This is a genomic window from Spirillospora albida (assembly GCF_000718255.1).
GTDB lineage: Bacteria > Actinomycetota > Actinomycetes > Streptosporangiales > Streptosporangiaceae > Spirillospora > Spirillospora albida.
Genome location: NZ_JOFJ01000006.1, coordinates 179202 through 193133, shown reverse-complemented (window position 1 = coordinate 193133; position 13932 = coordinate 179202). Strand labels below are relative to the sequence as shown.

Sequence of the window (13932 nt, the reverse complement as noted above, 5' to 3'; positions counted from 1 at the left end):
GCGGGCACCGGGGGGCCTGCTGGGGTTATCGCCGGTGCGCTCCCCGCTGAAACGGGCGAACCGGACAGGAAAGCGGGTCAGCCGGGGGTGCCGGTGAGGGTCTCGACCAGGTCGGCCGCCGTCCGGCAGCGGTCCAGGAGCGCGCCCACGTGCTGCCGGGTGCCGCGCAGCGGCTCCAGCGTCGGGACGCGCTGCAGCGACTCCCGGCCCGGCACGTCGAAGATCACCGAGTCCCAGGAGGCGGCGGCGACCGCGTCGGCGTACTGGCGCAGGCAGCGGCCCCGGAAGTAGGCGCGCGTGTCCTCCGGCGGATCCTCGACGGCGGCCTCGACCTCCGCCTCGGACACCACCCGCTCCATCCGGCCGCGCGCGACGAGCCGGTTGTAGAGGCCCTTGTCGGGGCGGATGTCGGTGTACTGGAGGTCGACGAGCTGGAGGCGCGGATGCGACCAGTCGAGCCCGTCGCGGCTGCGGTAGCCCTCCAGCAGCTCCAGCTTGGCGACCCAGTCGAGCTCCCGCGAGAGCTGCATGGGGTCGTCGCCGAGGCGGTGCAGGACCGACTCCCAGCGGTCCAGGACGTCCCTGGTGGTCTCGTCGACGTCGGCGCCGTAGCGGTCCTCGACGTACTTGCGGGACTGCTCCAGGTACTCCATCTGCAGCTGTACGGCCGTCATCTTGCGGCCGTCCCGCAGCGTGAGCAGGTGCTTGCAGGACGGGTCGTGCGACACCGCGCGCAGCGCCGCGACCGGCATGTCGACCGCGAGGTCGCCCGTCAGGAACCCGTCCTCGATCATGGCCAGGACCAGCGAGGTCGTGCCGAGCTTGAGGTAGGTCGACACCTCCGCCATGTTGGCGTCGCCGATGATCACGTGCAGCCGGCGGTACTTCTCCGGGTCGGCGTGCGGCTCGTCCCGGGTGTTGATGATCGGCCGCTTCAGCGTCGTCTCGAGCCCGACCTCGACCTCGAAGAAGTCGGCGCGCTGGCTGATCTGGAAGCCGTCGCCGCGGCCGTCCACGCCGATGCCGACCCGGCCCGCGCCGCACACGACCTGCCGGGACACGAAGAACGGGGTGAGGTGCCGGACGATGTCGGCGAACGGCGTCTCCCGCCGCATCAGGTAGTTCTCGTGGCAGCCGTAGGAGGCGCCCTTGTTGTCGGTGTTGTTCTTGTAGAGCTGGATGGGGTGCGTGCCCGGCACCAGCGCCGCGCGGGCGGCCGCGTCGGCCATCACCCGCTCGCCCGCCTTGTCCCAGATGACGGCGTCGCGGGGCGTGGTGCACTCCGGCGCGGAGTACTCGGGATGCGCGTGGTCGACGTACAGGCGGGCGCCGTTGGTGAGGATCACGTTGGCGAGGCCGAGGTCCTCGTCGGTCAGCTGGGTGGGGTCGGCGACCTCGCGGGCGAGGTCGAACCCGCGCGCGTCCCGCAGCGGGTTCTCCTCCTCGAAGTCCCACCGGGCCCTGCGCGCCCGCGCCGCCGACGCCGCCAGGTACGCGTTGACGACCTGGGAGGAGGTCACCATCGCGTTCGCCCCTGGCTGCCCGGGTACGGAGATGCCGTACTCGGTCTCGATGCCCATCACCCGCCGAACACTCATATCGTCGAGCCTATCGGGGGCGACGGGGTGGAGCCATGGGGCTCCGCGACGTGGTGCGGGACGGCCTGCCCGGACGGCGCCCCCGCCCGCGTGTCGTGCGCCTGGGGCGTCCCCGCGCCCGGATCGTCGGCCGGCCCGTCCGCATCGCGTCCGCGGCGGCCGCGGGCCCGGCCCGGCTCGGCGGCCTGGAGCCGCTCGAACGAGTCGCGCAGGCGCGGCTTCAGCCACTTCGCGAGCGGCTCCTCGACGAACCGGTTGATCAGGTAGGCGAGCGCCAGCACCGCTGCGATGATCATGAGCGTGCCGGCCCAGTACGGGACGCGGTCCTGCAGGAGCTCGCCGAACTGCGGGCCGAGCTCGTAGTGGATCAGGTAGAGCGGGTAGGTGAGCGCGCCGAGCGTCGCGAGGCCCTTCCAGCGCAGCCAGCCGAGCCTGCCGGTCGCGACCAGCGCCATCACCACGTAGCAGAGGGTCACGATGACCGCCACCGCGGGCCAGGCGTCGGACGGGGCGACCGCGTACGGCTTCTCCACCGCGGTCGGCAGCGCGTGCCGCAGCGACGTCGCCCAGGAGAACGCGGCGAACAGCCAGAGCAGCAGCGACGGGCCGAACCGGTGGATCAGGAAGAACGCCATGCCCCCGATGAAGTACGGGGCGAACTCCGGCATCAGGACGGTCCGCAGAAGGGCGCTGCCGGACTCGTCCGCGAAGATCGCGAGCACGGTCCAGCTCGCCATGAAGGTGATGCAGCGCCGGTAGGTCACCCCGGTCAGCACCAGGATCGAGATCAGCGCGTAGAAGTGCATCTCGGCCCAGAGCGTCCAGAACACGCCGCTGACGTTCCGGACGCCCATGCCCTGCTGGAACATCGTCAGGTTCGGGATGATCCGGTCGGGCCGGCCGCGGCCCTCCCCGGTGAGGAGGTAGATCGCGCCGATCATCAGGACCGCGACCCAGTACGCCGGGTACAGCCGGACGATCCGCGACACCGTGAACTCCGCCATCGTGCGTCCCCAGACGCTCATGAGGATGACGAAGCCGCTGATGAGGAAGAACAGCTCGACGCCGAGATACCCGAACTGCGTCAGCTTCGACAGGGGCGAGAACACCTCGCGGGCCTTCTCGCCGTCCCAGGGGCCGCCGCGGGTCCCGGTGTAGTGGTACAGGACGACCGCGAGGGCCGCCAGGAAGCGCAGGAGGTCGACTTCCCTCAGCCGGACCCGGGGGGCCGGGGGGAGTCCTGTGGGTTGAGGACGCATTTGGCGACGAGCCTAGGGGACGGAATGGACCGTTTCGTGCTTTCGGCGCAACTGTTGATGCATTCGTCGCCGAGCCGCGATCTTGGTCGGCCGGCGGCGCGGGCGGCGGCCGGAACCGGCCGAAAGCCGCGAGCGCGGCGGCCTCCCCCCGGGGGAGGCCGCCGCGCCCTCGCACGCGGTCGTCCGGCTACAGGTACTGGCCGGTGTTGGCGACGGTGTCGATGGAGCGTCCGGCCTCGGCGCCCTTCGTCCCGGAGACGAGCGTGCGGATGTAGACGATCCGCTCGCCCTTCTTGCCGGAGATCCGGGCCCAGTCGTCCGGGTTGGTGGTGTTGGGCAGATCCTCGTTCTCGCTGAACTCGTCGACGCAGGCCGCCAGCAGGTGCGCGACCCGCATGCCCTTCTGGCCCGTGTCGAGGAACTGCTTGATCGCCATCTTCTTCGCCCGGTCGACGATGTTCTGGATCATCGCGCCGGAGTTGAAGTCCTTGAAGTACAGGACCTCCTTGTCACCGTTGGCGTAGGTGACCTCCAGGAACCGGTTCTCCTCGGTCTCGGTGTACATCCGCTCGACGGTCCGCTGGATCATCGCGTCGACGGTGGCGTCCTCGGAGCCGCCGTGCTCCTTGAGGTCGTCGGGGTGCAGCGGCAGGCCGCTCAGGATGTACTTCGAGAAGATGTCCTTGGCGGCCTCGGCGTCCGGCCGCTCGATCTTGATCTTCACGTCCAGCCGGCCGGGCCGCAGGATCGCGGGGTCGATCATGTCCTCGCGGTTGGAGGCGCCGATGACGATGACGTTCTCCAGCCCCTCGACGCCGTCGATCTCGCTGAGCAGCTGGGGGACGATGGTGTTCTCCACGTCGGAGGAGACCCCGGACCCGCGGGTGCGGAAGATGGAGTCCATCTCGTCGAAGAACACGATGACCGGGGTGCCGGCCGACGCCTTCTCCCGGGCCCGCTGGAAGACCAGGCGGATGTGCCGCTCGGTCTCGCCCACGTACTTGTTGAGCAGCTCGGGGCCCTTGATGTTGAGGAAGAAGCTCTTGCCCTCCTGGCCCGTCTTCTCCGCGACCTGCTTGGCCAGGGAGTTGGCGACGGCCTTGGCGATGAGCGTCTTACCGCAGCCGGGGGGGCCGTAGAGCAGGACGCCCTTGGGGGGGCGGAGCTGGTGCTCGCGGAACAGGTCCGCGTGCAGGTACGGCAGCTCGACGGCGTCCCGGATCATCTCGATCTGGGAGCCGAGCCCGCCGATCTCGTCGTAGGAGATGTCGGGGACCTCCTCCAGGACGAGCTCCTCGACCTCCGCCTTGTGGATCTTCTCGTAGGCGTAGCCGGAGCGGGGCTCCAGCATCAGCGAGTCACCGGCCCGCAGGGGGACCTCGAGCAGCGGATCGGCGAGCTTGATGATGCGCTCCTCGTCGGCGTGCGCGATCACCAGGGCCCGCCGGCCGTCCTCGAGGATCTCCTTGAGCATGACGACCTCGCCCTGCTCCTCGAAGTCCATCGCCTCGACGACGTTGAGCGCCTCGTTGAGCATGACCTCCTGGCCGCGCCGAAGCTCCTCGGCGTCCACGGCCGGGCTGACGTTCACCCGCAGCTTCCTGCCGCCGGTGAAGATGTCGACCGTCCCGTCGTCGCGGGCTTCGAGGAACACCCCGTAGCCCGACGGCGGCTGGGCCAGCCTGTCGACCTCCTCCTTGAGCGCCACGATCTGTTCGCGAGCCTCTTTGAGGGTCGCTACGAGTCGCTCGTTCTGCCCCGTCACGGCGGCCAGGTTGGCCTGCGCCTCATGGAGCCGTTCCTCTAGAACACGTACTTGGCGCGGGGATTCCGCGAGCTTGCGGCGCAGCACGGAGATCTCCTCCTCCAGGAAGGAGATCTGCGTTTGGAGGTCCCTGACCTCCTTTTCGTGCTGCGCCCGTCGCGCCCCAGCATCATCACGAGCGGCCACGCCCCGTCACCTCCTCACGAAGAGAGCCGACGACCTACTGAGACCCTACCTATCTGGAGCGCTTCCGTAACCTGCCCATTCGGTTCTCGTGTCGTGGGGGCGCCGTCCGGGGCGCCGCCGGCATCGGTCGCCGGGACGCCCGGGAGCCCCCGCGCGGGGCGCCCGCGGGCCGAGAATCCGCAGCCAGAGGGTGTCCTCGGGGCGCACCCGGCCGCCCCGATCGTGACGGGAACGGTCCACCGGCCCCCGGGTCCGGAAAAGTGGATTCGGTGCCGCGCGGCGGGACGGCCGGCGGCACCGGAATGTGATCTACGCCTCCGCGCCGTCACCGGGCGTGGCGGACGCACCCTCCCCGGGCGCGTTCTCCGGCGCCTCGGGGGCCGCCCCCGGGGCCGAGGCGGGGTGCGCGCCCTTGGCGGGACGGCGGCGCCGCGCCGGCGGCGTGACGCCCTCGGCCAGCCGCCGCGCGGTCACCAGGAAGCCGGTGTGCCCCACCATCCGGTGGTCGGGCCGGACGGCGAGGCCGTCCACGTGCCAGGACCGCAGCATCGTCTCGAACGCGTACGGCTCCGCGAACGCGCCATGGGCGCGCAGGTCCTCCACGACGCGGGACATCTGCGTGGTGGTGGCGATGTAGGCGCACACCATCCCGCCCGGGATGAGGGCCTTGGCCACGGCGTCCAGGCACTCCCAGGGCGCGAGCATGTCCAGGACGACCCGGTCGACCTCGTCCTCGGCGAGGGACTCCTCCAGGGAGCCGACGGTGAGCCGCCACGCCGGGTGGGGGCCGCCGAAGAACCTCTCCACGTTCGCGCGGGCGATCTCGGCGAAGTCGGGCCGCCGCTCGTAGGACGACAGCAGGCCCCGCTCCCCCACCGCGCGCAGCAGGAAGCAGCTCAGCGCGCCGGACCCGGCGCCCGCCTCGACGACCCGCGCGCCGGGGAAGATGTCGGCCATCGCGACGATCTGCGCGGCGTCCTTGGGGTACACGACGGCGGCGCCGCGCGGCATCCGGACCGCGAAGTCGGCGAGCAGCGGCCGGAAGGCGAGGTACTCGACGCCGCCGGACGAGCGGAACACCGAGCCCTCCGGGCTGCCGATGATCTCGTCGTGCGGGACCGAGCCCTTGTGCGAGTGGTACAGCTTCCCGGGCTGCAGCGTGATCGTGTTGATCCGGCCCTTGGGGTCGGTGAGCTGAACCTGGTCACCGGGCCGGAACGGGCCGTGCGGGATGCGGCCGGTCGAGCGGGCGGGTGCGGCGTCGGCGGCAAGGGGTTCGCTCATGACGGTCAAGGCTAGCGGCGCCCCGGAGCCGTTCAGACGCCCGCGAAGGCGCGGTCGACGTCCGCGACGGCGAGGACCCCGAAGACCCGGCCGTCCGGCTCGACGAGGAGGTACTCGGACGCGGGGCTGCGGCGCAGGGCGTCCAGGAGCGCCTCGCCCGCCAGGTCGGCGGGCAGGGTGAGGTCGGTGTCGAGGCCGCGGGACACGTCCCCGGCCGTCAGCCACGGCCGGCGGTGCTCGGGCGTCGCCGTGACGGACTTCTCGCTGACCAGCCCGCGCGGGCGGCCGTCGTGGTCGACGATGACGAGGGCGCCCGAGCGGTCCTCGTGGGCCCGCCGGATCGCCTCGGCGAGCGGCACGTCGGCGGTCACGAGGGTGGCGCGGCGGGCGAGCCGCCGGGCGTCCAGCAGCGGAACGCGGTCGCGGAACCGCTCGGCCCGGAGGGCCTGGGTGGCGCCGACCCAGATGAAGGACGCGACGAGCGCCGACCACAGCAGCCCGAGCCAGCCGACGCCCGCGCCGTCGGTGGTGGGCAGGGCGGCGAGGTAGGCCCCGGCGAGCAGGCAGGCGACCGCGACGCCGCGGCCGACCCAGCCCGCGAAGATCGCCCCGCTGCGGCTGCGGCCGGTCGCCTTCCACACCGCCGCGCGGACCAGCCGGCCGCCGTCCAGCGGCAGCCCCGGCAGCAGGTTGAACACGCCGACCAGGAGGTTCGCCAGGGTCAGCGCCTCGACCAGCAGCAGCGGCACGGGCGGCAGCGGCACCACGGCGTGCACGAGCAGGCCGGCCCCGGCGAGGACGAGGTTGGTCAGCGGCCCCGCGAACGCGATGAGGAACTCCCGGCCGGGGGTCGGGGCCTCCTCCTCGATGGCGGTCTCGCCGCCGAGGACGTGCAGGGTGACCGAGCGCACCGGCAGCCCGAACGCGCGGGCGGTCACGGCGTGGCTGAGCTCGTGCACGAACACCGACCCGTACAGCAGGACGGCGTAGGCGAAGGCGACCGCGTAGCTCCCCGGGCTCGCGACGACCTCCCGGGCCTGCCCCTCGAACATGAAGGTGATGAGCACGGCCACCAGGAACCAGCTGGGCGAGACGTAGACGGGGACGCCGAACGGCCGTCCCATCAGCAGGCCGGGGCGGGCCCGCTCCGGACCGGGCTCCGGCGTCCTGCCCTCGGTCGGGGGCGCGCTTTGTGTCACGCCCCCGATGCTACGGCCCCGCGCGGGCGTCCCGGGCCGCCGCCGTTCCCGATCCGCCGCCCGCGTCCCGCGCCGGTCTCAGCCGCCGCCGGATTCCGTCGGTGCGCTGCCCTACGCTGCTGGGCATGACGACGACCGAGACGAGCGCCGGGAGCACTTCCGAGACGACCCCGTCCGGCGGCGCGGCCGTCCCGGTGACCGGTTCGCTGTCGCCCTCGCGGGCGGGCGACTTCATGACCTGCCCGCTGCTGTACCGGTTCCGGGTGATCGACAAGCTGCCGGAGCGGCCGAGCCCGGCCGCCGCGCGCGGCACGCTCGTCCACGCCGTCCTGGAGCGGCTGTACGACCTGCCCACGGCGGGCCGCACCCCGGACGCGGCGCGCGCCATGCTCGACCCGGAGTGGGAGCGGCTGCTGGCGGCCGAGCCGGAGCTGGCGGAGCTGTTCGCCGGGGACGCCGAGCGCGACCGCTGGATGGAGCAGGCCGCCGCGATGGTCGAGCGGTACTTCACCCTGGAGGACCCGCGCCGCCTCGAGCCCGCCGAGCGGGAGCTGTTCGTCGAGACCGTCCTCGACTCGGGGCTGAAGCTGCGCGGCTACATCGACCGGGTCGACGTCGCGCCGAGCGGCGACGTCCGCATCGTCGACTACAAGACGGGCACCGCGCCGCGCGCCGACTTCGAGGCGCGCGCGCTGTTCCAGATGAGGTTCTACGCGCTGGTGCTGTGGCGGCTGCGCGGCCGCGTCCCGCGCCTGCTGCAGCTCATGTACCTCGGCAACGGCGAGGTGCTGCGCTACGAGCCGGACGAGGCCGACCTGCGCGCCACCGAGCGGAAGGTGGAGGCGCTGTGGGCGGCGATCCGCCGCGCGATGGACACCGGGGAGTGGGTGCCGCGGACGAGCCGGCTGTGCGACTGGTGCGACCACCAGGCGCTGTGCCCGAAGTTCGGGGGCACTCCGCCGCCGCTGCCCGCGGCGCCGGTCGACCGCCCCTCGCCCGCCGATCTGGAGTCCGCCGCCCGGTCCCGGGAGGACTTCTGACCCATCGCCCGGGGCCTTCGCGTCCTCCTTCGGGAGGACCCCGGATCCTCGTCCGGGAGGGGTCTTCACCTGGCGAGACCTCCTAGTGTGAAGAGCGTGTCACCCCGCATCCGAGGTCTCCGCATCTGCCGCGCCTGGCTGAAGGCCCGCCCGCAGGCGGCCGACGCACTGCTCGGCGCCGGCCTGCTGCTGCTGGGTCTGCCGCAGCTGTACCTGCAGGACCTGCCGCAGGAGGCGGGCTTCGACCGGTTCCAGCAGCCGGACCTGCTCCAGGGGCTGATCGTGGTCGCGGTGGCCATGTCGCTGACCTGGCGGCGGCGGCATCCGCTGTCGGTGCTGCTGGCCGTCATGGGCGGCGGCCTGACCATGACGCTGCTGGAGTACCCGCCGTCCCTGCCGGACATCGTGGCGTACCTCATCGCGGTCTACAGCCTGGCGGCGCACCGGGGCCTCGCGCGCAGCGCGCCCGGCGGGATCGCCGCGTTCGCGTACTTCTATACGACGCTGGCGCTGCTGCCGCTCGACGTCGGCGTCGAAGAGCTGATCACCGACGGCGCGCTGATCATCGGGGTGTGGGTGCTCGGCCGGAACCTGCGGCTGCGGCGCGCCTACTTCACCGAGCTGGAGGACCGGGCCGCCCGGCTCGAGCGGGCCCGCGGCACGGACGCGCGGGCCGCGCGGATCGAGGAGCGGTCCCGGATCGCGCGCGAGCTGCACGACGTCGTCGCCCACCACGTCAGCGTGATGACGGTGCAGGCGGGCGCGGCCCGCCGGATCATCGACCGCGATCCGGGCAGCGCCCGCGAGGCGATGTCGACGATCGAGGAGGTCGGCCGGACGGCGCTGAGCGAGATGCGGCGGATCGTCGGGGTCCTGCGGACCGACCGGGACGCCGACGCGTCGGGGCCGGAGCTGGCCCCGCAGCCGGGACTCGGCGACCTCGGCGAGCTGCTGGACCATGTCCGGGAGACGGGCCTGTCGGTGCAGCTGTGGATCGAGGGCGAGGCGCGCACCCCCTCCCCCGGCGTGGACGTGGCGGCGTTCCGGCTGATCCAGGAGGCGCTGACCAACAGCCTGAAGCACGCCGGCCCGTCGGCGCGCGCCTGGGTCCGGCTGTACTACACCGACCACGACCTGACCGTGGAGATCGAGGACGACGGGCGCGGCACCACCACGATCATGGCCGACAACGGCGACAAGCCCGGCCACGGCCTCGTCGGCATGTACGAGCGCGTGGCCCTGTACGGAGGCGAGCTGCGCATCGGCCCCCGCGTCGGCGGCGGTTTCGGCGTGCGCGCGCGGTTCCCGCTGGAGGCATAGAGTGGCGATCACCAGACCGGTACGAAACGGGGAGCGGCGACGATGACCACGGTGCGGGTACTGCTCGTCGACGATCAGCCGCTGCTGCGGACCGGGTTCCGGCTCATCCTCGAGGCGGAGCACGACATCGCCGTGGTGGGCGAGGCCGGCGACGGCGCGAGGGCGGTGGAGATGACCCGGTCGCTCCTGCCGGACGTCGTCCTGATGGACATCCGGATGCCGGGTGTGGACGGCATCGAGGCGACCCGGCGGATCGTCCGGGAGGAGGCCGCCTCGCACGACCCGAGGGTGCTGATCCTCACCACGTTCGACCTGGACGAGTACGTGATCGAGGCGGTCCGGGCGGGGGCCAGCGGGTTCCTGCTGAAGGACTCGCCGCCCGAGGACCTCGTCACGGCGATCCGGATCGTGGCGGCGGGCGACGCGATCGTGGCGCCGAGCGTGACCCGGCGGCTGCTGGACAAGTTCGCCACCCGGCTGCCCGCCGTCCGGGACGCGGCGCCGCCGCCCGGCCTGGACACGCTGACCGAGCGGGAGCGGGAGGTGCTGTCGCACGTCGCGCGGGGCCTGTCGAACGCCGAGATCGCGGCGGAGCTGGTGGTCAGCGAGACGACCGTGAAGACGCATGTGGGGAACGTCCTGGCGAAGCTCGGGCTGCGCGACCGGGTGCAGGCCGTGGTGTACGCCTACGAGACCGGGATGAGCCGTCCCGGCCAGGGCTGATCCGTCTCTCCCGTCCGGGGCCGTCCCTCAGGGGCGGCCCCCGACTTTTGATCGGGGTTCCCTAGTCCCCTGGGACGACAGGGGGGAACCCCGCTCCGCCCTCGGGCGGACGGCGAAGTCCATTCTCGGGACGCATCCCCTGGAAGCGTCCACGCCCTAATCTTCTAGACGTGCGGGCCGACGGGGGTTGTTCCCGGCGCCGCCACCGACTTCCGTATCGCTCAGCCGATTTCAGGCGCCGACCAGAAACCAGGGGATCCATCGTGACGAACACCGCCCCACCGCCCGCCACCGCGCACCCCGCGCCCGAGGCGGGGGCCTACGCCGCACGGGCGCACGAGATCAGCAAGGTGTACGGGCACGGCGACGCCCGGGTCATCGCCCTGGACTCCGTCACCGTGGGGATCCCGCGCGGCCGCTTCACCGCGATCATGGGTCCGTCCGGCTCCGGCAAGTCGACGCTGATGCACTGCATGGCGGGCCTGGACTCGGTCGACTCCGGTGAGGTGCTCGTCGGCGAGACCGAGCTGACCCGGCTGAAGGACAAGCAGCTCACCCGGCTGCGCCGCGACAAGATCGGCTTCATCTTCCAGGCGTTCAACCTCGTGCCGACGCTGACGGCGCTGGAGAACATCACGCTGCCGATGGACATCGCCGGCCGCAAGCCCGACAAGGCGTGGCTGGACAAGGTGATCGACACGGTCGGGCTGCGGCCGCGGCTGAAGCACCGCCCGTCCGAGCTGTCCGGCGGCCAGCAGCAGCGCGTGGCCTGCGCACGCGCGCTGGCCTCCCGCCCCGAGATCATCTTCGCGGACGAGCCGACCGGCAACCTCGACTCCCGCTCGGGCGCCGAGGTCCTCGGCTTCCTGCGCGACTCGGTCCGGGAGATGGGCCAGACGATCGTCATGGTGACCCACGACCCGTCCGCCGCCGCGTACGCCGACCAGGTCGTGTTCCTGACCGACGGGCGGATCGTCGACACGATGGCGAACCCGACCGCCGAGCGCGTCCTCGAGCGCATGAAGGGCTTCGAGCCGGAGGTCTCGGCGCGATGATGGGCAAGGTCACGCTCCGCAACCTCGCGGCGCACAAGATCAGACTGGTGCTGACCGCGATCGCGGTCATCCTCGGCGTCGCGTTCGTCGCCGGCACCCTGGTCTTCACCGACACGATGAACAAGCAGTTCGACGACCTGTTCAGCCGGATCGGCAAGGGCATCGCCGTCGACGTCCGGGCGAAGAAGGTCACCGACGCCCCCGAGGACGGGTCGGCGGCGGTGCCGGTGCCCGCGTCGGTCCTGGAACGGCTCAAGACGGTCGAGGGCGTGAAGAACCCGCGCGGCAACGTCACGGGGTACGCCGCGGTCGTCGGCGCCGACGGCAAGATCGTCGGGCAGGGCCAGCAGGGCCCGCCGCAGCTCGGCGTGAACTGGGTGAACGGCGGCTCGTTCGAGCTGGCGTCCGGACGCGCGCCGCAGGGCCCCGCCGAGGTCGCGATCGACGCCGACTCGGCGAAGAAGGGCAAGCTCGCGGTCGGGCGGACCGTCCAGGTCGTGACGGCCGGGCCGCCGCAGCGCATGACGATCACCGGGCTGATCGACACCGGCAACCTGATGGGCGCCACCGTCACCGCGTTCGACACCCCGACCGCGCAGCGGCTGCTGCTCAAGCCCGGCTTCTTCACCGACATCGAGATGGGCACCACCGGCCCGTCCGAGACGGAGCTGCGCGACCGGGTCGCCAAGGTGCTGCCGGCCGGGTACGAGGCCATCACGGGCACGGAGCTGCGCGAGCAGAACAAGAGCGACGTCGCCTCGTTCCTCGGCTTCTTCCGGACGCTGCTGCTCGTGTTCGCCCTCATCTCGATCTTCGTCGGGGCGTTCATCATCTTCAACACGTTCTCGATGCTGGTCGCCCAGCGGACCCGCGAGCTGGCGCTGCTGCGCGCCATCGGCGCGGCGCGCCGGCAGGTGACCCGCGCGGTGATCGGCGAGGCGGTCGCGGTCGGCGTGGTCGGCTCCACCTTCGGCCTGGCCGCGGGCGTCGGCCTGGCGTCGGTGCTCCAGGCGTTCTTCAGCACGGGGTCCGACAGCGGCCTGACGATCACCGCCACCCCGGTCATCGCCTCCTACGCCGTCGGCATCCTCGTCACGGTCGTGTCGGCCTACTTCCCGGCCCGCCGCGCAGCGAAGATCCCGCCGGTCGCGGCGATGCGCGACGACATCGCGCTGCCCCAGCGGTCGCTGCGGATCCGGATCGCGCTCGGCTCCCTGATCACCCTCATCGGCTCCGGCCTGATCGGGGTCGGCCTCACCGGAACCGGCGACGCCAACCCCGCGATCCCGACCGGGATCGGCGCGCTGCTGGTGTTCATCGGCGTCGCGATGCTGGCCCCGGTGATCAGCGTCCCGGTGGTGAAGGTGCTCGGCCTGCCGGCCGCGAAGCTGATGGGCGCGCCCGGCCGGCTCGCCCGGCAGAACGCGCTGCGCAACCCGCGCCGCACCGCCGCCACCGCCGCCGCGCTGATGATCGGCCTCGCGCTGATCACCACCGTGAGCGTGCTCGGCTCCACCATGCGCGCGTCACTGGACAAGCAGGTCGACGACCAGTTCGGCATCGACTACGCGGTGGAGGCGACCGGCGGCGCCATCGGCGCCGACGTCCTGCAGAAGATCAAGCGGACCCCGGGCGTCGAGACGGCGTCGCAGCTGTACGAGGGCGATGCCCGGATCAAGGGCAAGGAGGCCTGGTACGTGGCCGGTGACGCCGGCGCCGCCGCCAAGGGCGCCCGCCTGAAGATGGTCGCCGGCAGCGCCGCCCTCGGCCCCGCCGGGATCATGGTGGACGAGGGCACCGCGAAGAAGAACGGCTGGACGATCGGATCGAGCGTCCCCGTCCAGTTCGCCGACGGCCGGACGGAACAGCTCAGGCTCGCCGGCATCTACGCCAAGAACGAACTGCTCGGCCCCCGGTTCGTCGCGCAGCAGGCGCACCTGCGGCACACCGTGCGGCCGACCGCCGATCTGATCATCATCGACGCGGCGACGACGGGCCCGGCGACACGCACGGCGCTGGAGGAGACCCTGAGAGCCCACCCGAACCTCAAGGTCACCGACCAGTCGTCGCTGAAGGAGGACCTCCGCAAGGAGGTCGACGGGTTCGTCACCTTCCTGACGATCCTGCTGGCGATGTCCGTCATCATCGCCGCCGTCGGCGTCATCAACACCCTGGCGCTGTCGGTGATCGAGCGGACCCGGGAGATCGGGCTGCTGCGCGCCATCGGCATCAGCCGCCGCCAGCTGCGGCGCATGATCCGGATGGAGTCGATCGTCATCGCGCTGTTCGGCGCCGGGCTCGGCCTCGCGATCGGGATGGCGTTCGGGACGGCGCTCCAGAACGCCCTGGCGGACAAGGGGCTGGCCGTCCTGTCGTTCCCGGTCGCGCAGCTCGCCGCCTACGTGGCGGTCGGCGGGGTGATCGGCGTCCTGGCGGCGCTGTGGCCCGCGTGGCGGGCCGGCCGGATGGACGTCCTGAAGGCCATCTCCACCGAATAGCGGCC

General features: G+C 72.2%; 10 protein-coding genes. 5 read left to right on the top strand and 5 right to left on the bottom strand.

Going from position 1 to position 13932, the window contains the following annotated elements; all coding sequences use genetic code 11:
- Positions 1–77 precede the first annotated feature (77 nt).
- The 5 genes from dop to IE99_RS0111125 all read right to left on the bottom strand — a co-directional run bounded on the left by dop (position 78) and on the right by IE99_RS0111125 (position 7291).
- Positions 78–1598, bottom strand: coding sequence for a depupylase/deamidase Dop (dop, locus tag IE99_RS0111145; protein WP_030167842.1), 1521 nt, complete (start codon positions 1596–1598; stop codon positions 78–80).
- A complete protein-coding gene (locus IE99_RS0111140) occupies positions 1595–2857 on the bottom strand; it encodes an acyltransferase family protein (protein WP_051712380.1) in 1263 nt (420 codons plus the stop codon). Before IE99_RS0111140 ends, dop begins: the two co-directional genes overlap by 4 nt.
- Positions 2858–3044: 187 nt before the next feature.
- On the bottom strand, positions 3045–4808 hold the full coding sequence (gene arc / locus IE99_RS0111135; protein ID WP_030167836.1) for a proteasome ATPase: 1764 nt from the start codon (positions 4806–4808) through the stop codon (positions 3045–3047).
- A 309-nt stretch (positions 4809–5117) separates the two neighbouring features.
- Complete coding sequence (locus tag IE99_RS0111130) at positions 5118–6092, bottom strand: tRNA (adenine-N1)-methyltransferase (protein WP_051712379.1); 975 nt, start codon at positions 6090–6092, stop codon at positions 5118–5120.
- Between the two features lie 32 nt (positions 6093–6124).
- Entirely contained in the window at positions 6125–7291 is a 1167-nt protein-coding gene (locus tag IE99_RS0111125) for a site-2 protease family protein (protein ID WP_084219427.1), read from the bottom strand.
- Positions 7292–7416: 125 nt separating this feature from the next.
- On the opposite strand from IE99_RS0111125, the gene IE99_RS0111120 reads away from it, so the two are divergent.
- The 5 genes from IE99_RS0111120 to IE99_RS0111100 all read left to right on the top strand — a co-directional run bounded on the left by IE99_RS0111120 (position 7417) and on the right by IE99_RS0111100 (position 13927).
- On the top strand, positions 7417–8331 hold the full coding sequence (locus IE99_RS0111120) for a RecB family exonuclease (protein WP_030167825.1): 915 nt from the start codon (positions 7417–7419) through the stop codon (positions 8329–8331).
- A gap of 96 nt (positions 8332–8427) precedes the next feature.
- Entirely contained in the window at positions 8428–9651 is a 1224-nt protein-coding gene (locus IE99_RS0111115) for a sensor histidine kinase (protein ID WP_030167823.1), read from the top strand.
- 42 nt (positions 9652–9693) lie between these two features.
- Positions 9694–10374, top strand: a complete 681-nt coding sequence (locus IE99_RS0111110) for a response regulator (RefSeq protein WP_030167819.1) — start codon at positions 9694–9696, stop codon at positions 10372–10374.
- 263 nt (positions 10375–10637) lie between these two features.
- Positions 10638–11429 (top strand): ABC transporter ATP-binding protein, encoded by a 792-nt coding sequence (locus tag IE99_RS0111105; RefSeq protein WP_030167816.1) that lies wholly within the window; start codon positions 10638–10640, stop codon positions 11427–11429.
- Positions 11426–13927 carry an ABC transporter permease gene (locus IE99_RS0111100; RefSeq protein WP_245623159.1) on the top strand — a complete coding sequence of 834 codons (2502 nt, stop codon included), beginning with the start codon at positions 11426–11428 and terminating at the stop codon, positions 13925–13927. Before IE99_RS0111105 ends, IE99_RS0111100 begins: the two co-directional genes overlap by 4 nt.
- The last annotated feature ends 5 nt before the right edge of the window (positions 13928–13932 follow it).

What these genes read in the sequence shown, in the direction of transcription:
- dop (WP_030167842.1), bottom strand. Translation starts at nt 1,598, where the DNA reads ATGAGTGTTCGGCGGGTGATGGGCATCGAGACCGAGTACGGCATCTCC.
- IE99_RS0111140 (WP_051712380.1), bottom strand. Translation starts at nt 2,857, where the DNA reads ATGCGTCCTCAACCCACAGGACTCCCCCCGGCCCCCCGGGTCCGGCTG.
- IE99_RS0111130 (WP_051712379.1), bottom strand. Translation starts at nt 6,092, where the DNA reads ATGAGCGAACCCCTTGCCGCCGACGCCGCACCCGCCCGCTCGACCGGC.
- IE99_RS0111120 (WP_030167825.1), top strand. Translation starts at nt 7,417, where the DNA reads ATGACGACGACCGAGACGAGCGCCGGGAGCACTTCCGAGACGACCCCG.
- IE99_RS0111110 (WP_030167819.1), top strand. Translation starts at nt 9,694, where the DNA reads ATGACCACGGTGCGGGTACTGCTCGTCGACGATCAGCCGCTGCTGCGG.
- IE99_RS0111100 (WP_245623159.1), top strand. Translation starts at nt 11,426, where the DNA reads ATGATGGGCAAGGTCACGCTCCGCAACCTCGCGGCGCACAAGATCAGA.